Genomic DNA, 18199 nt, shown 5'->3' with positions numbered 1-18199 from the left:
GCAGCACGGATCCCCAGGACGGACGGAGACCGTATGACCCCCGCCTCCCCACGCCGCCGCGCCGCCGTGGTGGGCCTCGGCGCCCGCGCCCAGCTCTACACCGAGGCGCTGACCGGCCCGCACGCCGACCGTGTCGACCTCGTCGGCCTCTGCGACGTGAACGCCCACCGCATGGCGGTGCACCACGAGTGGATCGCGGCGGCCCACCCCGGCCGGGCGCCCGTACCGGCGTACGCGGCCGAGGACTTCGACCTGATGCTGCGCCGCGAGCGCGTGGACCTGGTCGTGGTGTGCACCGTGGACCGCACCCACGACGCGTACATCGTGCGCGCCCTGGAGGCGGGCTGCGACGTGGTGACCGAGAAGCCGATGACCACCGACGCCGACCGCGCCCACCGCATCCTGGACGCCCGGCGGCGCACCGGCCGCCAGGTCCGCGTCGCCTTCAACTACCGCTACAACCCGGTGCATGCGGCCGTACGGGAGATCCTCGCGTCCGGCGGGATCGGCGAGGTCGGCTCGGTGCACTTCGAGTGGCTGCTCGACCTGCGGCACGGCGCCGACTACTTCCGCCGCTGGCACCGCGAGAAGGCGAACTCCGGCGGCCTGCTGGTCCACAAGTCGACCCACCACTTCGACCTGGTCAACTGGTGGCTGGGCACCCGCCCCGAAACCGTCTACGCGCAGGGCGGCCTCTTCTTCTACGGCGACACGGCGGGCGGGCGCCGCGGACTCGCCCGCCCGTACACCCGGGCCCACGGTTCCCCGGCGGCGCGGGACGACCCCTTCGCCGTACATCTGGCGGACTCACCGGCACTGCGCGCGCTGTATCTCGACGCCGAGCACGAGGACGGCTATCACCGGGACCAGAACGTGTTCGGGCCCGGCGTGACCATCGAGGACGACATGGCGGTCCTGGTCCGGTACGCGTCCGGCGCCACCCTCACGTACCACCTGACCGCGTACGCGCCCTGGGAGGGCTACCGGGTGTGCTTCAACGGCAGCGAGGGGCGGCTCGAACTCCTCGTGGAGGAGTCCACGTGGTCGCGGCCCCCGGTGCGGACGCGGACCTCGGGCCCGGTGATGCACGGCGCGGCGGTCGGTGACGAGGCCGGGCGCACGGAGTTGCTGCTGCGCCGCTTCTGGGAGCCGCCGCAGGAGGTGAAGGTGCCGACGGGCGAGGGGGGCCACGGCGGCGGGGACGTCCGCATGCTGGCCGATCTGTTCGGGGAGCGGACGGACGGGGCCGATCCGGTCGGGCGGGCGGCGGACGCGGTGGACGGAGCGCGGTCGCTGGTGACGGGCCTGGCCGCGAACCGGTCGCTCGAGAGCGGGCTGCCGGTACGGGCACAGGCGCTTCTGGACGTCTGAGCAGGGGTTTCTCCGGAATGCGAACGTTTCGCGCCCCTATGCATGCGGTGTATACACCAGCTGTACAGTCTCCGCATGCCTTCGCTGACCATGAAGATGAAGAGACCGGGGACCTGGTTGCGTTCGACGGCCGCCTTTCTGGCGGCCGTTTCGCTTGCCCTGCCGCTGACGGGATGCACGACCGTCCACACCACCACGCCGGCCGCCGCCCGCACGCAGGCCGCCGCCGGCGCCCCGGCGACGTTCGGGACCGTCGACTGCCGCCAGGCCAAGTGCATCGCGCTCACCTTCGACGCCGGGCCGAGCGAGAACTCGGCCAAGCTTCTCGACATCCTCAAGGAGAAGCAGGTCCCGGCGACCTTCTTCCTGCTCGGCAAGCGGCACATCGAGAAGTACCCGGAACTCGTCAAGCGGATGGCCGCCGAGGGACACGAGGTCGCCAGTCACACCTGGGACCACAGGATCCTGACGGAGATCAAGCCCGCTGAAATCCGCGAGGAGCTGGAGAAGCCCGACGACGCGATAGAGAAGCTCACCGGGAAGCGGCCGACGCTCATGCGCCCGCCACAGGGGCGGACCAACGACACCGTGCACAAGATCAGCCGCGAGCTCGGCCTCTCGGAGGTCCTGTGGAGCGTGACCGCCAAGGACTACAAGACGTTCGACCCCAAGGTCATACAGCAGCGCGTCCTGAAGCAGGCGAGCCGGGACGGGATCATCCTGCTGCACGACCTCTACCCGGGCACCGTGCCCGCGGTGCCCGGGATCATCGACGCGCTCAAGGAGCGGGGGTACGTGTTCGTGACCGTGCCGCAGCTGCTGGCGCCGGGGAAGGCGAAGCCCGGTACCGTCTACCGCCCCTGACGGCCGCGCGTCAGCCCAGTTGCACCGGCAGTACCCGGTAGCCGTGGCCGATGAAGGACTCGGCGAGGCGGGCCGGGCCATGAGTGTCGTCGAGGCTCAGGTCGGGGAAGCGGGCGAAGAGCGCGGGGAGCGCGAGGGACGCCTCCAGGCGGGCCAGCGGGGCGCCGATGCAGTAGTGGACGCCGTGGCCGAAGGCGAGGTGCTCCTTGTCCGTGCGGCTGAGGTCGAAGCGGCCCGCGCTCTCGCCGTGCCGCAGGGGGTCGCGGCCGGCCGCCGCGTACGTCGCCAGGATCGCGTCGCCCCGCGCGATCAGTGTGCCGTCGGGCAGCTTGATGTCCTCGACGGCGTACCGCAGCGGGAGGTTGGCGATGGAGGGGGCCCAGCGCAGGGTCTCCTCGATCACCTCGCTCCAGGGGATCTCGCCGCTGCGCACCCGGAGCAGCTGCTCGGGGTGGGTCAGCAGGGCGTGGACCGCGTTGCCGATCAGGTTGACCGTGGTCTCGTGGCCCGCTCCGATGACGAGGAGGAGGGTGTCGATCAGTTCGCTCTCGGCGAGCTGCGAACCCTCCTCGTCCCGGGCCGTGATCAGGGCGGTCGTCAGGTCGTCGCCCGGCCGCTCACGCTTGGCGGCGACCAGTCCGGCGAGCAGTTCGTGGATCTCCCGGTAGGTGGCCATGGCCCGTTCGGGGGTGATGGTGGTGTCCATGTTGGCCTCGATGAGGCGCGCGGTGTCGGCGCGCCGGTCCTCGGGCAGGCCGAACAGCTCGCAGATCACCTGCATCGGGAGCGGGTGCGCGTAGGCGGACCGGAGGTCGACCCGCCCGTCGGGGGCCTCGGCCATCCGGTCGAGCAGGGTGGCGGCGAGTTCCTCGATGCGGGGCTTGAGCGCGTCCGTACGGCGTTTGGTGAACGCCGGCGAGACGAGCTTGCGCAGCCTGCGGTGGTCGGCGCCGTACGCGGTGAACATGTTGGTCACGCCGACCCAGAGGGTGATCCAGCTCTCGCGGTACTCGCCACTGATCCAGGCGGGCCAGTGCTGGTTGGGGTCCTTGGACACCCGGTCGTCGGCCAGCAGCCGCTTGAGGATCTCGTACTGGGTGGGCGCCCAGGCCCTTATCCCGCCCGGCAGTTCGATGAGGGCCGCGGCACCGCGTTCGCGCAGCAGATCCGCCTCGCCGTGGAGGTCGGCGCCGGCGGGGTCGATGACGTGGGGCTGGTCCGACACGTGGACTCCTGCTCTCTGGACCGGTCGATCACGGGGGTGGGGTACAAATGGGGAGCACTCCCCGGATAGCCTGGTACCTGACGGACGGTGTGTCAACAGCGCAGGAGTGAGCGGAAGTTGCCCGTGGCCGGGCCGAAATCGACGGGCGGATGGTCGGGCGGCGCGGTTGGCATCGCGTGCCGTCGGCCTCGTGCCGTCGGGCGGGGTTTCGGTGAGGGAAGCGGGGGCGTATGGGCGGGGAGTCGCTGACGGCGGCGGTGCGGAGTGGCGACGTGAAGGCGGTGACGGCGCTCCTGGACGCCGGCGGCGACCCCGACGCCGTCGACGACCGGGGCACGCCCGCGCTCTGCCTGGCGGTGGACGGCTTCGACCTGGCCACGGTCGAGGTCCTGATGCGCTCCGCCCGGCTGGACCGGGTCGTGGACGGCCAGACCCCGCTGCTGCGGGCGGTCGACCGCGGCGCCTCCGACATCGTGAACGCGCTCATCAACCATGGGGCGCAGCTGTGGCACAAGGACCATGAAGGGCGTGACGCCCTCGCGCTGGTCCGGTCCTGGCACGAGACGGGTGCCGTGGCCGAGCTGCGTCGCAGGAGCGGTTCGGCGGGAACGGTGCGGCGCGAGACGGTTCGTGACGAGCACGGGGTGAGCGTCGAGGAGCTGACGCTGGGGGGCCTGACGGTCCGTAACGGACACAGCGCGATCCTGACGGCGCTGGAGCCCCGGTACGGGATCAGGACCTCGTTCGCCGAGCTGCTGTCGAGGGCGCTGGCCGAACCGGACGTCGACCACGAGATCTGGTGGGTGACGACGGATGTCCTCCAGCAGCGCCGTGATCGCGCCACGTGGGACATGTCCGCCGCACTGCGGGACCGGCCGGACCCGCGGGAGCGGTACTTCGGCGCGGAAGTGCTCCGGCTGTTCAACCTCTTCGACTACAGCGACGAGGCACCGTTCGACGCCCCGCTGGTCGATCTCTTCCTGCCGTGGGCCGCGCGCGAACCGGATCCGCGCGTGCTGCGGCCCCTGACCGCGGGACTGTCCGGCGCCCTGGATCCCCGTGCCGAGCGCCCCCTGCACGACCTCGCCCGGCATGCCGACAGCGGGGTCCGGGGGTGGGCGGTCTTCGGTCTGCGGTACGGAGTCGACGCCGGGCGCCGGGACGCCCTGGCCACGGTCCTCGCGTGCACCCGGGACGAGGCGGCCGAGGTCCGCCGGGGGGCCTGCGCCGCGCTGGTCTCCGCGCCCGCGGATTCCGAGGTCTCGGACGCGCTCGCGGCGTGCCTCACCGACGAGACGGAGGACGTACGGGTGACCGCGGCCGTGCAGTTGGCCCTGCGGGACGATCCCCGCGGGGACGAGATCCTGGCCGCTCTCGACGCCACCGATGCGGAGGGGCCGTACTTCGGGCAGCTCTACGACGTGGAGCGGCACCGCCGGAAGACGGACGCGGCCGCGCCGCGCTGACCCGGGGGTCGTGGGTGGGTCGGAGCCGTGCCGGTCGTGGGGGGTGACCGTTCGCGCCGCCTACGATCGGGGCGTGGTCCTCTTCCAGCTGGAACGCGTGTCCCCTTCTCCCGTCGAAGAGAGTTGGCGTCGCCTCACCGACTGGCCCCGGCATGCCGCCGTCGTCCCGCTGACCCGGGTCACCGTGCGCACGCCGCCGCCGACCGGCGAGGGCACGGTGTTCGTCGCGCGGTCGGGGGTGGGCCCGTTGGTCTTCGACGACCCGATGGAGGTCGTCACCTGGCGGCCACCCCGGGACGGGGGCGCGGGAAGGTGCCGGCTGGTCAAGCGCGGCACGTTCGTCACCGGGTGGGCCGAGGTCGAGGTCCGTGCGGTGGCGGGCGGGGGGTCGCGGGTGCTCTGGCGGGAGGATCTGAACGTACGGTGGCTGCCGCGGTTCCTCGACCGGCCGCTGGGGTGGGCGGGGCGGTGGATGTTCGGGCGAGCGGTGGAAGGGCTGCTGCGGCCGGGATCGTGACGCTCCGTGCCCACGGCGGGTCGCGCACCTCTGCAGGAAACGGGAAAATTGTAGTCTTTACATCATGAATACACGGCTGGCTCTGCTCAGCGCGGTGGACCGAGGTGTCACGGAGAGTGAGATCTTCCGGCTGACGCTCCAGCACGCGATGGGGGAGCTGGGTGCCCTGGGAGGAATGATCCATCTGCGGGGCCCCATGTCCGCGCTGCGCCTGGTGTCGGCGGCCGGCCTGCCCGCGGTCCTCACCCGGCCCTGGGAGATCATCGACCAGGAAGGCCCGCTGGCCCCGGCCCGGGCCCTGCACCAGGGCCGAGGTGTGTGGATCGCGCCGGGCTCCGGCGAACAGCCCGGATCCGGTGCGGTCTCCTGGCCCGGGACCGGGCTGGCGGCCGTTCCGGTGTTCAGCGGCGACCGCGGCATCGGCGCGCTCACCGTGGCGATGGGCGCCCAGGGGAAGCCGACCGTCGAGCAGTGGGGTTTCCTGCAGGCCGTGATCGCCTGGACCGAGGAGCGCATGCAGCACGCACCGCCGCCCGCTCGGCCGCCCCGGGAGGATCTGAGCGGTGACCGGCTGCGGCAGGCTCTGGAGGAGGTCCGGGTCGGCTCGTGGGACTGGAACATCGAGACCGGCGAGCTGGTCTGGGACGAGGCCGCCCTTCAGCTCTACGGCACCAGGCCCTCCGAGTTCACCGGCCGGATCGAGAACTGGATGAGGATCGTCCACCCCGACGACCTGGCGCCGACCCTGGGGGCGGCGGAGAAGGCGCTCCGGGACCATACGGTGTTCGAGGCCGAGTACCGGGTGCGCCGCCTGGACGGCACCTACGGATGGACCCAGGCCCGCGCCCGGGCCACTTACAACGCTCAGGGCGAACCCGTACGGATGATCGGGGTGGGATGGGAGAGCAACGAGTCCCGCTCCGCACGCGACGCGCTCAGCCGGGCTCTGCGCCATATGAGTGACGGCTTCCTCGCCGTGGACGACCGCTGGCGGATCACCTTCCTGAACCTGGCGGCCGAACGCATGCTGGGCTCCTCCGAGGAGGAGCTGTCCGGCCGCGTCCTGTGGGAGCTTCCCTCCGTCCGGCAGGTCCCCGATCTGGAGAAGCGCTGCCGGGAGGCCGCCGCCGCGCAGCAGCCCGCCGGCTTCGACATGGACACTCCGGACACCGGGCGCCGCCTCCACCTGCGGCTGGTCCCGGGACCCGACGGCCTCACCCTCTACTTCACCGACGTGACCGAGATCCGGCGGCACGAGGACGAACGGTCCGCCGCCGAACAGGCCGCCGCCGAGCGCGCCGCCCGGATCGCCGAGCTGACCGCGTCCCTCGCCAAGGCGACGACCTCCCGGGACGTGGTGGCCGCCGTCGCACGGCGCGTACTGCCGCCGTTCGGCGCCACCGGCCTCGTGGTGCAGGCCATCGAGGACGACCGGGCGTACAACGTCGGGGCCGTCGGCTACCCGCCCGCCTTCCTCGACACGATCAACGGTCGTGCCCGGGCGGCCCGCGACCCGGTCTGGGACCCGATCCTGAGCGGCACGCCGCTGTTCCTCTCCACGCGCGCCGAGTACACGGCCCGCTACCCCGAACTCGCCGCCCGGCCGCCCAAGGCGGGCAAACAGGCCTGGGCGTTCATGCCGCTGACCGCGTCCGGGCACACGTTCGGGGTGTGCGTGGTCTCCTTCGACCGGCCCCGCCGTCTCAGCGACGAGGAGCGCACGCTGCTGACCACGATCAGCGCCCTCGTCGCACAGGCCCTGGAACGGGCCCGGCTCTACGACGCCGAGCACACCCGTTCCCAGGAACTCCAGCGCAGTCTGCTCCCCAGCGGCCTGCCCGAACTGCCCGCGTGCACCGCCGCCGCTCGCTATCTCCCCGCCGGCCAGGGCATGGACGTCGGCGGCGACTGGTACGACATCATCCCTCTCTCCGGCGGTCGGGTCGCCCTGGTCGTCGGTGACGTGATGGGCCACGGGCTGCCCGAGGCGGCCACCATGGGGCGGCTGCGCACAGCGGTGCACACCCTGGCCGACCTCGAACTTCCCCCCGACGAGATCATGAGCCACCTCAACGACATCGTCGGCGGCATGGCAGAGGAGTCCTACGCCACCTGCCTGTACGCGCTGTACGACTCCACCACCCAGATCTGCTCCGTCGCCCGTGCCGGACATCCCCCGCCCGCCGTGGTCCACCCCGACGGAAGTGTGTACTTCCCCGAGGTCGCCCCCGATCCGCCGCTCGGCGCGGCGGAGCCACCCTTCGAGACCTTCGAGATGATGGTGCCGGACGGGAGCCTGCTCGTCCTCTACACCGACGGCCTGGTCGAGTCGGCCACCCGCGAGATCGACGACGGCATGGCCGAACTCGCCCGGCTGCTGCGGGCCGCGCACGAGGGGCCCGGTGAGGTGGCCGCCGACCTGGAGCGCCTCTGCGACACCGTCACCGCAGGACTGCTCCCCGCCGAGCACTCCACCGCCGACGACGCGGCCCTCCTCATCGCCCGCCTCCACGCGCTGACCGACGACGACATGGCTTCCTGGCTGCTCCCCGAGGACCCGCGAGCGGCCGGGCAGGCCCGCTGCCACATCCGCGAGCAGCTTCACACCTGGGGCCTGGACGACCTGACGCCGACGACGGAACTCCTCGCCAGCGAGCTGGTCGGCAACGTCGTGCGCCACGCGAAGGGACCCGTGCGGCTACGCCTCCTGCACGGCCCCGAGCTGGTCTGCGAGGTCTTCGACGGGAGTCTGACCATGCCGCGCATCCGCCGGGCGTCGGAGACCGACGAAGGCGGACGCGGACTGCAACTCGTCACCGCGCTCTCCCGGCGCTGGGGCACCCGCTACACGGCGACCGGAAAGTGCATCTGGACCGAGCAGCCACTGCTCGGCCCGGAGAGCCCGACAGGCCTGCCCACCGACGTCCTGGACCTTCCGTTCCTGGACACCGAGGAGTTCGCCCGAGACCTCGACGAGCTCACCTCCGGGGACCAGGAACTGCCGGGCCCTGCCCCCCAGTAGCCGACCGGCGGCCGCATCACCCCCGCGCTCCCCCGGCACCGGCCCGGCTCAGGCCACCGACCCGATCCGCCGCGCCGGAACGGACGTCGCGTCGTGGTGGATCGGCGTGTGTGCCCCGGTGAGCGACACCCCGCTCCCCCCGCGCCGGTCGGCCACGATCTCCGAGGCGATGGACAGGGCCGTCTCCTCCGGGGTGCGGGCGCCCAGGTCGAGGCCGATGGGGGACCTGAGACGCGCCAACTCCAGCTCGGTGACGCCGACTTCGCGCAGCCGGTCGTTGCGGTCCAGGTGCGTGCGCCGGGAGCCCATCGCGCCGACGTACGCGACCGGAAGCCGCAGCGCGAGCCGCAGCAGCGGTACGTCGAACTTGGCGTCGTGGGTGAGGACGCACAGGACGGTCCGGGCGTCCACCTCCGTGCGCTCCAGGTACGTGTGGGGCCACTCGACGACGATCTCGTCGGCGTCGGGGAAGCGGGTGGCGGTCGCGAAGACCGGGCGGGCGTCGCACACCGTGACGCGGTATCCGAGGAACTTGCCCATGCGGACCAGTGCTGACGCGAAGTCGATCGCGCCGAACACGATCATGCGCGGGGGCGGCACGGACGACTCGACGAGAACCGTGAGCGGTGCTCCGCAACGAGAGCCCTGCTCTCCGATCTCCAGGGTGCCGGTGCGGCCCGCGTCCAGGAAGGCGCCCGCCTCGCCGGCCACCGTGCGGTCCAGCTCGGGATGGGCGCCGAAGCCGCCCTCGTACGAGCCGTCGGGGCGGACGAGCAGCGCCCGGCCCCGCAGTTCGGCGGGGCCGTCGACGATCCGCGCGACCGCCGCCGCCTCCCCCCTCGCGGCGGCGGCCAGCGCGGCGCCGAGCACCGGCCGGGCGGGGTCGGCCACCCGGACCGGCGTGACGAGAATGTCGATGATGCCGCCGCAGGTCAGACCGACGGCGAAGGCGTCCTCGTCGCTGTATCCGAAGCGCTCCAGGACACTCTCGCCGTCCTCGAGCGCCTGCCGGCACAGGTCGTAGACCGCGCCCTCCACGCACCCGCCGGAGACCGAGCCGATCGCCGTGCCGTCGGAGTCGACGGCGAGTGCCGCGCCGGGCCGGCGGGGCGCGCTGCCGCTGACGGCCACCACGGTGGCCACGGCGAAGTCGCGTCCCTGCTCGACCCACCGGTGCAGCTCTTCGGCGATGTCCAGCATGTCTCTGTCTCCTTAACAGGGGGTGCGTGGAGGGTCGTCGACCCGAAGGGGCGTGTCAGTGCACGCCCATCCAGCTCTCGATCGGATTCAGGGCGAAGAAGACGAGGAAGATCGCCGCCAGGCCCCACATGAACGCCCCGATCTCCCGGGCCTTGCCCTGGGCGATCTTGATCGCGACGTACGACAGCACTCCGGCCGCGACGCCCGCGGTGATGGAGTACGTGAACGGCATGACGACGACGGTCAGGAAGACCGGGATCGCGGTGGCGCGGTCGGCCCAGTCCACATGGCGGGCGTTCATCATCATCATGGCGCCGATGACGACCAGTGCCGCCGCCGCGACCTCGCCGGGGACGATCGCCGTCAGCGGGGTGAAGAAGAGACACGCCGCGAAGAACAGGCCGGTGACGACGGAGGAGAGGCCCGTACGGGCACCCTCGCCGACCCCGGTCGCCGATTCGACGAAGACCGTCTGGCCCGACGCTCCCGCGACCCCGCCGACCGCTCCGCCCGCGCCGTCGATGAACAGCGCCTTGGACAGGCCCGGCATCCGGCCCTGCGCGTCGGCGAGCCCCGCCTCCGTGCCGACGCCGATGATGGTGGCCATCGCGTCGAAGAACCCGGCGAGGACGAGCGTGAACACGATCATGCCGACCGTCATCACTCCGACGTCGCCCCAGCCGCCGAACTCGACCTTGCCGAAGAGTGAGAAGTCCGGCATCGAGACCGCGCTGCCGTGCAGTTCGGGGGCACCGCTCACCCACTGCTTGGGGGCGATGACCCCGAGGGCGTTGAGGACCACGGCGAGTACGGTGCCGCCGACGATGCCGATCAGGATCGCACCGGGGATGCCGCGTGCCTGGAGCATGAAGATGGCGAGCAGCGTGGCGGCGAAGAGCAGGACCGGCCAGCCGGCGAGTTCACCGGCCGGGCCGAGGGTGACCGGGGTGGACTTCCCCTGGTGCACGAAACCGGCCTTGTAGAAGCCGATCAGCGCGACGAACAGGCCGATGCCCATGGTGATGGCGTGCTTCAGCGCCAGCGGGATCGCGTTCATGATCATCTCGCGCAGGCCGGTGACGACCAGGAGCATGATGACCGCTCCGTACATCACACACATGCCCATGGCCTGCGGCCAGGTCATCTGCGGGGCGACCTGCGAGGAGAGCACTCCGGAGACGGAGAGTCCGGCGGCGAGGGCCAGGGGCACCTTGCCGAAGAAGCCCATCAGGAGCGTGCTGAAGGCCGCCGCGAACGCGGTCGCGGTGATCAGCGCGTTCTGGCCGAGCGTATGCCCCGCCGCGTCCTTGCCGGACAGGATCAGGGGGTTGAGCAGGAGGATGTACGCCATCGCCATGAAGGTGGTGACGCCGCCGCGCACCTCACGCGCGACCGTGGATCCCCGCTGGGATATGTGGAAGTAACGGTCGAGCCAGGACCGCCCGGCCGGGACGCGGGTACCCGCACCCGCGTCGTCGGCGACGGTCCTGGGCTCCACTGACTGCTGGGTCATGGTGCCATCTCCCAAGGTTCACAGGGGCACCCGCGCCGGCGACCACGGTGGTCGCTGCGGGATTTGGGATGTGCACGACCCGGGGGACGGCCCGAGACGAACAGAGGGTTACTTGCCGGTCAGGTGCTCGGGACGTACCGGCGTCCTGTTGAGCTCCAGACCCGTCGCGTTCCGGATCGCCGCGAGGACGGCCGGGGTGGACGACAGGGTCGGGGCCTCGCCGATGCCACGGAGCCCGTACGGGGCGTGGTCGTCGGCGAGTTCGAGCACGTCGACCGGGATGGTCGGCGTGTCGAGAATCGTGGGGATCAGATAGTCCGTGAAGGAGGGGTTGCGCACCTTCGCGGTCTTGGGGTCGACGATGATCTCCTCCATGACCGCGATGCCCAGGCCCTGGGTGGTGCCACCCTGGATCTGGCCGACGACGGACAGCGGGTTGAGCGCCTTGCCGACGTCCTGGGCGCAGGCCAGCTCGATGACCTTGACCAGCCCGAGTTCGGTGTCGACCTCGACCACCGCGCGGTGCGCGGCGAACGTGTACTGGACGTGGCCGAAGCCCTGTCCGGTACGGAGGTCGAAGGCCTCGGTCGGGCGGTGCCGCCACTCGGCCTCGATCTCGACGGACTCGTCGCCGAGCACGTCCACCAGGTCGGAGAGGACCTCGCCGCCGTCGGTGACGACCTTGCCGCCCTCCAGGAGCAGCTCCGCGGTCGCCCAAGCGGGGTGGTACGTACCGAACTTGCGGCGGCCCAGCTCCAGGACCTTCTCACGGACGAGCTCGCAGGAGTTCTTGACGGCGCCACCGGTGACGTACGTCTGCCGGGACGCGGACGTCGAACCGGCGCTGCCCACCTGGGTGTCGGCAGGCTGGATGGTCACCCGGGCGACGCCCAGCTCGGTGCGGGCGATCTGCGCGTGGACGGTGACACCGCCCTGGCCGACCTCGGCCATCGCGGTGTGCACGGTCGCGACCGGCTCGCCGCCGACGACCTCCATGCGGACCTTGGCCGTCGAGTAGTCGTCGAAGCCTTCGGAGAAGCCGACGTTCTTGATGCCGACCGCGTAGCCGACACCGCGTACGACGCCCTCGCCGTGCGTGGTGTTGGAGAGGCCGCCCGGCAGCTGCCGTACGTCGGCCGCCTCGCCGGCGGCGAGCCACTGCTGCTCCGGCGGCAGCGGCATCGCCTTGACCCGGCGCAGGAGTTCGGCGACCGGGGCCGGCGAGTCGACGACCTGCCCGGTCGGCATGACGGTCCCCTGCTCCATCGCGTTGAGCTGACGGAAGGCCACCCGGTCCATGCCCACCTTGTCGGCGAGCTTGTCCATCTGGGCCTCGTAGGCGAAGCAGGCCTGGACCGCGCCGAAGCCACGCATCGCGCCGCAGGGCGGGTTGTTGGTGTAGAGGGCGATGGCCTCGATGTCGACGTCGTCGACGACGTACGGGCCCGCGCCCAGCGAGGAGGCGTTGCCGACGACCGCGGGGGAGGCGGAGGCGTAGGCGCCGCCGTCCAGGACGATCCGGGCCTTCAGGTGGGTGAGCTTGCCGTCCTTGGTCGCCCCGTGCTCGTAGTAGAGCTTCGCGGGGTGGCGGTGGACGTGCCCGAAGAAGGACTCGAAACGGTTGTAGACGATCTTGACGGGCTTGCCGGTGCGCAGGGCGAGCAGACAGGCGTGGATCTGCATCGACAGGTCCTCGCGTCCGCCGAACGCGCCGCCGACGCCCGAGAGCGTCATCCGGACCTTGTCCTCGGGCAGGCCCAGGACGGGCGCGATCTGGCGCAGGTCGGAGTGCAGCCACTGGGTGGCGATGTAGAGGTCGACGCCACCGTCCTCGGCGGGCACGGCGAGACCGGACTCGGGGCCCAGGAACGCCTGGTCCTGCATGCCGAAGGTGTACTCGCCCTTGACGACGAAGTCGGCCTTCTTGGCGGCCTCTTCGACGTTGCCGCGGACGATCGGCTGGCGGTGCACGATGTTGGGGTGCGGGACGTGGCCGATGTGGTGGTCGTCGCGGTTCTCGTGGATGAGGATCGCGTCCGGCGCGGTCGCGGACGCCTCGTCCGTGATGACCGGCAGCTCGCGGTACTCCACCTTGATCTTGGCGGCGGCGCGGCGCGCGGTCTCCGGGTGGTCGGCGGCGACGATCGCGACCGGCTCACCGTGGTGGCGGACCTTGCCGTGCGCGAGGACCGGGGTGTCCTGGATCTCCAGGCCGTAGTTCTTCACCTCGGTCGGCAGGTCGTCGTACGTCATGACGGCGTGGACACCGGGCGTCGCGAGGGCCTCACCGGTGTCGATGGAGACGATCTCGGCGTGGGCGACCGTGGAGCGCAGGATCTGGCCCCAGAGCATGTCCTCGTGCCACATGTCGGACGAGTACGCGAACTCGCCGGTGACCTTGAGGATGCCGTCCGGGCGCAGTGTCGACTCGCCGATGCCGCCCCTGGTCCTGGAGCCCTGCGTGAGGTTGGTGGGTGTACCCGTGGTTCCCATGGTCAGACCGCCTCGGACTGCCGGGCGGCCGCGAGGCGGACCGCGTCCATGATCTTCTCGTAGCCGGTGCACCGGCACAGGTTGCCGGAGAGCGCCTCGCGGATGTCCGCGTCGGTCGGCGTGGGGTTGCGCTCCAGCATCTCGTCGGCGGCGACCAGCAGACCCGGGGTGCAGAAGCCGCACTGGACGGCGCCGGCGTCGATGAACGCCTGCTGGATCGGCGAGAGTTGTCCACCCTCGCCGGTGTGGGAGTCCTGGGGCTTCGACTCCCAGCGCCTGGCCTCGTCCAGCGAGGTGCCGCAGGAGCCGGTGGCGCAACCGCCGTGCTCCGCGCGCTGCTTGGCGAACTCCGCGAGGCCCTCGACAGTGACGACCTCGCGGCCCTCGACCTGGCCGGCCGCGACCAGACACGAGCACACCGGCACGCCGTCCAGACGGACCGTGCAGGAACCGCACTCGCCCTGCTCGCAGGCGTTCTTGGAGCCGGGCAGGCCCAGGCGCTCGCGCAACACGTACAGCAGGGACTCGCCCTCCCACACGTCGTCGGCTTCCTGGGGACGGCCGTTGACCGTGAAATTGACACGCATTACGCGACTCCCTCCGTGTGAGCGGCGGTGCCGCGGTACGACTCCCAGGTCCAGGTCAGGGTGCGGCGGGCCATGATGCCGACCGCGTGGCGGCGGTAGCTCGCGGTGCCCCGGACGTCGTCGATCGGGTTGCAGGCGGCGGAGCAGAGGTCCGCGAACTGCTTGGCGACCGACGGGGTGATGATCTTTCCGTTGTCCCAGAACCCGCCCTCGTCGAGCGCCGCGTTCAGGAACTCCTCGGCGGCCCTCGCCCGGACGGGGGTCGGCGCGGCGGAGCCGATGCCGGTGCGGACCGTACGCGTCTCGGGGTGCAGGGCCAGGCCGAAGGCGCAGACCGCGATCACCATGGCGTTGCGGGTGCCGACCTTGGAGTACTGCTGGGGGCCGTCGGCCTTCTTGATGTGGACGGCGCGGATCAGCTCGTCGGGCGCGAGCGCGTTGCGCTTCACGCCGGTGTAGAACGCGTCGATCGGGATCAGACGCGATCCCCGTACGGACTCGGCCTCGACCTCGGCGCCGGCCGCGAGCAGGGCGGGGTGGGCGTCGCCGGCCGGGGAGGCGGTGCCGAGGTTGCCGCCGACGCCGCCGCGGTTGCGGATCTGGGGAGAGGCCACGGTGTGGGAGGCCAGGGCCAGGCCGGGAAGCTCGCCGCGGAGGTTCTCCATGATCCGGGTGTACGGGACGGAGGCGCCCAGGCGCACGCTCTCGGCGCCGACCTCCCACTCGCTCAGCTCGCCGACGCGGTTCAGGTCGAGGAGGTACTCGGGCCGGCGGTGATCGAAGTTGATCTCGACCATCACATCGGTGCCACCCGCAATCGGCACAGCGGTGGGGTGCTCGGCCTTCGCGGCGAGCGCCTCCTCCCAGCTGGCGGGGCGAAGGAAGTCCATGAGTGGCTCTCTTCTTCGTATCGTGGGTCGTTCTGATCAAGCCAGATCGTGTGCGGCGGCCCGGGCTCGTTCATGAGTTGTTCACGTGGAGTGAGGTCAGTACACCGCGCTGTCCTCCACCGGGGTCAGTCACCGAAACCATGAAGGAGTTGGCTGGCCAGGGCGGTCATCTTGTAGATTCGTATGAACGGAGGTCATCAGTAACCTCCTCGTTTTCCTATGGAAACGACAGGAAACATCCAGCACACGCTGGGACCAGGGAGTACGGCTCGCGGACCCGCTCGCCCATTGCTCACCTTCAGATCCATCGTAGATTTCGAGACAAGAACGGCGGCGACGAGAATGCGGCTGCGCGCACTGCTGGACACCGACGCGCTGGGCCTGCGGCTGCTCGGCGGCGAGGACGAGCTGGACCGCACGGTACGCGGTGTGATGACCACGGACCTCAAGGACCCCAGCCGCTACCTCTCCGGCGGCGAGCTGGTCCTCACCGGGCTCGCCTGGCGGCACGGCGCCGCGGACTCCGAGCCCTTCGTACGGATCCTGGCGGCGGCCGGGGTCGCGGCCCTCGCCGCCGGTGAGGCGGAGCTCGGCGACGTCCCGGAGGACCTCGTCCTGGCCTGCGTCCGGCACCGGCTGCCGCTGTTCGCCGTGCACGAGTCGGTGGCGTTCGCGACGATCACCGAGCATGTCGTACGACAGGTCTCGGGCGAGCGCGCCGGGGACCTCGCGGCCGTGGTGGACCGGCACCGGCGGATGATGACGTCCGGCCCGGCGGGCGGCGGCCCCGACGTGGTCCTCGACCTGCTCGGCACCGACCTGGACCTGCGGGCCTGGGTGCTCTCCCCCACCGGACGCCCCATCGCCGGTTCGAAGCTCGCCGGGGCCGCGCTGCCCGCGGACGTGTCCGCGAAGCTGGCCGCGGAGCACCTCGCGGCGGCGCGCACCGGGCGGCGCGGACCGCACCGGGTGCTCGTGGGTACGACGACCTACTCCCTCTTCCCGATCCGCTCCTCCGGGCGCTCCGCGGCCGCCTCCCGCGATGTGCGCGAGACGGTGCTCTCCGACTGGCTGCTCGCGGTCGAGGCGGACGCCGGGGACTGGCCCGCGGAGCGGCTCGACCTGCTCCAGGGCGTCACCCAGCTGATCGCGGTCGAGCGGGACCGGCGGGACGCGGCGCGCACGGTACGGCGCCGACTCGCGCAGGAGGTCCTCGAACTGGTGCAGACGGGGGCGGCCCCCGCGGAGATCGCGGCCCGGCTGCGCGTCGCCGCGCCGGTGCTGCTGCCCGGGCTCGGCGCCGCACCGCACTGGCAGGTGGTGGTGGCCCGCGTCGAGTGGGACGAAGTGGGGGGCGGGATCGAGGGCGGGCCGGTCGCCCAGTCGCTCCTGGAGGAGATCCTCGTCGACCCGCTGACCAGCGGTCCCGAGCACTCCGACCGGATCGCCGTCGCCCATACGGGTGAGGAGGCGATCGCGCTCGTCCCTCTTCCGGCGGTCTCCGCGGAACACGACGGCTCCGAGGCGGGCATCCTCGCGGACGCCCTTCTGGAGGCCGTACGCGACCCGCTGTCGGCCGGCCTGAACGACGACGGGCGGCTCACGCTCGGCGTCAGCGCCGCCGTGCACTCGGCCGAGGGGCTGCGTGGCGCCCTGGAGGAGGCCCGGCACGCGCGCCGGGTCGCCGCCGCCCGCCCCGGCCGGGTCTGCGCGGCCGGGCACCAGGAGCTGGCCTCGCACGTCCTCCTGCTGCCCTTCGTGCCGGACGACGTACGCCGCGCCTTCACCGCGCGCCTGCTCGACCCGCTCCGGGACTACGACCGCCGCCACCGCGCCGAACTCATCCCCACCCTGGAGGCGTTCCTCGACTGCGACGGCTCCTGGACGCGCTGCGCCACGCGGCTCCACCTGCACGTCAACACACTGCGCTACCGGGTGGGCCGCATCGAACAGTTGACGGGCCGGGACCTCTCCCGCCTCGAGGACAAGCTCGACTTCTTCCTCGCGTTGCGCATGAGCTGAGGTCACGGGTCCGTGCGGCGCGTGTCAGCAAGTGCCGCACCAGTCCCACGACTTTGTGAAATCCTTCACCCACCCCCTTGGCCGGGTGCCGCGATCCGTGCTGAGATGCCACCACTCAACAGCTCAATGGCGTGCTCGGGGAGGGCAACGTGGCGCATACCGCCATGTCTGGTTCCGGAACGAACGCAGGGGACGATCCACTCCAGACCGCGGTATGGCGGCTGCGCTCGCGCGCCTGCTGGGTCGACGCGGCCGCACTGCTCCAGCCCGGGACGGCGGGTCCCGCACTGCAGAGAGCCTCGCTCCTCGTGGAGCGGTGCCTGTACACCGAGCAGGGCTGGGCCGAGGCGGAGGACGCGCTGCGAACGGCGGAGGCGGTGGCCCAGAGCGACGACGAGCGCGGGGCGGCGGCCTGTGAGCGCGGGCAGCTCGCGTACGCGGCCACGCTGCTCGGGGTGCGCGACCGGGCGGACGAGGCGCGGGCCGCGCTCGGGCGGGCCGCCGCGCTGATCGCCCCGGGGGCGCCGGGGCGGGCGCTGCTGGACTTCCGGCGCGGGCTGCTCGCCGAGAACCTCGCGCAGTCGCCGCAGGCCGCGCGGGCCGCGTACCGGCGTGCCCACGCGGGCGCTGTCGCCCAGGCCGACCCGCTCCTGCTCTCCTTCACCTGGCGGCACCTTGCCGGACTCGCCCTGCGGGACGGGGAGTTGGCCGAGGCGCGGCACGGGTTCGCCGAATCCCTGCGGATCCGGGAGGAGTTGGGGTACTTGGTGGGCACGGCTCCGGCACTGGCCTCGCTCGCGGATGCCGAGACCGAGCCGGAGGCGACTCGGTTGCGGGCGGAGGCGGGACGGTTGTTCCGGTTGCTCGGGGGTGTGCCGACGTGGCTGGCGCGGCAACTCACTCCGCCTGCCGCGACGGCTTGAGGTTGTGGTGTGGGGAGACTGCGGATTCGTCGTGGCTGGTCGCGCCCGTGCGGCGGAGCCGCAGGTGTCACGGCCCCGCGCCCCTGAAGGGGTGCCGCACTCCTCC

Annotated in this window: 13 protein-coding genes; 7 read left to right on the top strand and 6 right to left on the bottom strand. The window is 71.8% G+C overall.

From position 1 onward, the window contains the following. Nucleotides 1–33 precede the first annotated feature (33 nt). Both AAFF41_RS36310 and AAFF41_RS36305 read left to right on the top strand, forming a co-directional pair. A complete protein-coding gene (locus AAFF41_RS36310; protein WP_319750924.1) occupies nucleotides 34–1371 on the top strand; it encodes a Gfo/Idh/MocA family protein in 1338 nt (445 codons plus the stop codon). Between the two features lie 96 nt (nucleotides 1372–1467). After that, complete coding sequence (locus AAFF41_RS36305) at nucleotides 1468–2235, top strand: polysaccharide deacetylase family protein (protein WP_319751039.1); 768 nt, start codon at nucleotides 1468–1470, stop codon at nucleotides 2233–2235. 10 nt (nucleotides 2236–2245) lie between these two features. Here the strand turns inward: AAFF41_RS36305 and AAFF41_RS36300 are convergent, their stop codons facing one another. Continuing rightward, the gene (locus AAFF41_RS36300; RefSeq protein ID WP_343325271.1) at nucleotides 2246–3460 is read right to left on the bottom strand and encodes a cytochrome P450 family protein; all 1215 of its coding nucleotides are present in this window, start codon (nucleotides 3458–3460) and stop codon (nucleotides 2246–2248) included. 230 nt (nucleotides 3461–3690) lie between these two features. Between AAFF41_RS36300 and AAFF41_RS36295 the strand changes: the two genes are divergently transcribed. The 3 genes from AAFF41_RS36295 (at nucleotide 3691) to AAFF41_RS36285 (ending at nucleotide 8465) form a co-directional block, all read left to right on the top strand. Next, nucleotides 3691–4926 carry a HEAT repeat domain-containing protein gene (locus AAFF41_RS36295; RefSeq protein ID WP_319750926.1) on the top strand — a complete coding sequence of 412 codons (1236 nt, stop codon included), beginning with the start codon at nucleotides 3691–3693 and terminating at the stop codon, nucleotides 4924–4926. Between the two features lie 73 nt (nucleotides 4927–4999). After that, complete coding sequence (locus AAFF41_RS36290) at nucleotides 5000–5443, top strand: SRPBCC family protein (protein WP_319750927.1); 444 nt, start codon at nucleotides 5000–5002, stop codon at nucleotides 5441–5443. 64 nt (nucleotides 5444–5507) lie between these two features. Beyond that, nucleotides 5508–8465, top strand: a complete 2958-nt coding sequence (locus AAFF41_RS36285) for a SpoIIE family protein phosphatase (protein ID WP_343325270.1) — start codon at nucleotides 5508–5510, stop codon at nucleotides 8463–8465. 48 nt (nucleotides 8466–8513) lie between these two features. Here the strand turns inward: AAFF41_RS36285 and AAFF41_RS36280 are convergent, their stop codons facing one another. From AAFF41_RS36280 to AAFF41_RS36260, 5 genes are all read right to left on the bottom strand, one after another. Then, complete coding sequence (locus tag AAFF41_RS36280) at nucleotides 8514–9665, bottom strand: XdhC family protein (RefSeq protein WP_319750929.1); 1152 nt, start codon at nucleotides 9663–9665, stop codon at nucleotides 8514–8516. Nucleotides 9666–9720: 55 nt separating this feature from the next. Continuing rightward, the gene (locus AAFF41_RS36275) at nucleotides 9721–11178 is read right to left on the bottom strand and encodes an NCS2 family permease (RefSeq protein WP_319750930.1); all 1458 of its coding nucleotides are present in this window, start codon (nucleotides 11176–11178) and stop codon (nucleotides 9721–9723) included. A 108-nt stretch (nucleotides 11179–11286) separates the two neighbouring features. Further along, a complete protein-coding gene (locus AAFF41_RS36270; protein ID WP_319750931.1) occupies nucleotides 11287–13671 on the bottom strand; it encodes a xanthine dehydrogenase family protein molybdopterin-binding subunit in 2385 nt (794 codons plus the stop codon). A gap of 2 nt (nucleotides 13672–13673) precedes the next feature. Beyond that, nucleotides 13674–14258 carry a (2Fe-2S)-binding protein gene (locus tag AAFF41_RS36265; RefSeq protein ID WP_060901054.1) on the bottom strand — a complete coding sequence of 195 codons (585 nt, stop codon included), beginning with the start codon at nucleotides 14256–14258 and terminating at the stop codon, nucleotides 13674–13676. Continuing rightward, on the bottom strand, nucleotides 14258–15148 hold the full coding sequence (locus AAFF41_RS36260; protein WP_319750932.1) for an FAD binding domain-containing protein: 891 nt from the start codon (nucleotides 15146–15148) through the stop codon (nucleotides 14258–14260). Before AAFF41_RS36260 ends, AAFF41_RS36265 begins: the two co-directional genes overlap by 1 nt. Nucleotides 15149–15490: 342 nt before the next feature. On the opposite strand from AAFF41_RS36260, the gene AAFF41_RS36255 reads away from it, so the two are divergent. Both AAFF41_RS36255 and AAFF41_RS36250 read left to right on the top strand, forming a co-directional pair. Then, on the top strand, nucleotides 15491–17170 hold the full coding sequence (locus AAFF41_RS36255) for a PucR family transcriptional regulator (protein ID WP_319750933.1): 1680 nt from the start codon (nucleotides 15491–15493) through the stop codon (nucleotides 17168–17170). Between the two features lie 149 nt (nucleotides 17171–17319). Further along, entirely contained in the window at nucleotides 17320–18093 is a 774-nt protein-coding gene (locus AAFF41_RS36250) for a hypothetical protein (protein WP_054237104.1), read from the top strand. The last annotated feature ends 106 nt before the right edge of the window (nucleotides 18094–18199 follow it).

The sequence above is a fragment of the Streptomyces mirabilis genome (assembly GCF_039503195.1).
In the GTDB taxonomy this organism is placed as follows: domain Bacteria; phylum Actinomycetota; class Actinomycetes; order Streptomycetales; family Streptomycetaceae; genus Streptomyces; species Streptomyces mirabilis_D.
This window is presented reverse-complemented; position numbering and strand designations above follow the sequence as displayed.

What these genes read in the sequence shown, in the direction of transcription:
- AAFF41_RS36280 (WP_319750929.1), bottom strand. Translation starts at nt 9,665, where the DNA reads ATGCTGGACATCGCCGAAGAGCTGCACCGGTGGGTCGAGCAGGGACGC.
- AAFF41_RS36265 (WP_060901054.1), bottom strand. Translation starts at nt 14,258, where the DNA reads ATGCGTGTCAATTTCACGGTCAACGGCCGTCCCCAGGAAGCCGACGAC.
- AAFF41_RS36295 (WP_319750926.1), top strand. Translation starts at nt 3,691, where the DNA reads ATGGGCGGGGAGTCGCTGACGGCGGCGGTGCGGAGTGGCGACGTGAAG.
- AAFF41_RS36285 (WP_343325270.1), top strand. Translation starts at nt 5,508, where the DNA reads ATGAATACACGGCTGGCTCTGCTCAGCGCGGTGGACCGAGGTGTCACG.
- AAFF41_RS36260 (WP_319750932.1), bottom strand. Translation starts at nt 15,148, where the DNA reads ATGGACTTCCTTCGCCCCGCCAGCTGGGAGGAGGCGCTCGCCGCGAAG.
- AAFF41_RS36255 (WP_319750933.1), top strand. Translation starts at nt 15,491, where the DNA reads ATGCGGCTGCGCGCACTGCTGGACACCGACGCGCTGGGCCTGCGGCTG.
- AAFF41_RS36275 (WP_319750930.1), bottom strand. Translation starts at nt 11,178, where the DNA reads ATGACCCAGCAGTCAGTGGAGCCCAGGACCGTCGCCGACGACGCGGGT.
- AAFF41_RS36310 (WP_319750924.1), top strand. Translation starts at nt 34, where the DNA reads ATGACCCCCGCCTCCCCACGCCGCCGCGCCGCCGTGGTGGGCCTCGGC.
- AAFF41_RS36305 (WP_319751039.1), top strand. Translation starts at nt 1,468, where the DNA reads ATGAAGAGACCGGGGACCTGGTTGCGTTCGACGGCCGCCTTTCTGGCG.
- AAFF41_RS36270 (WP_319750931.1), bottom strand. Translation starts at nt 13,671, where the DNA reads ATGGGAACCACGGGTACACCCACCAACCTCACGCAGGGCTCCAGGACC.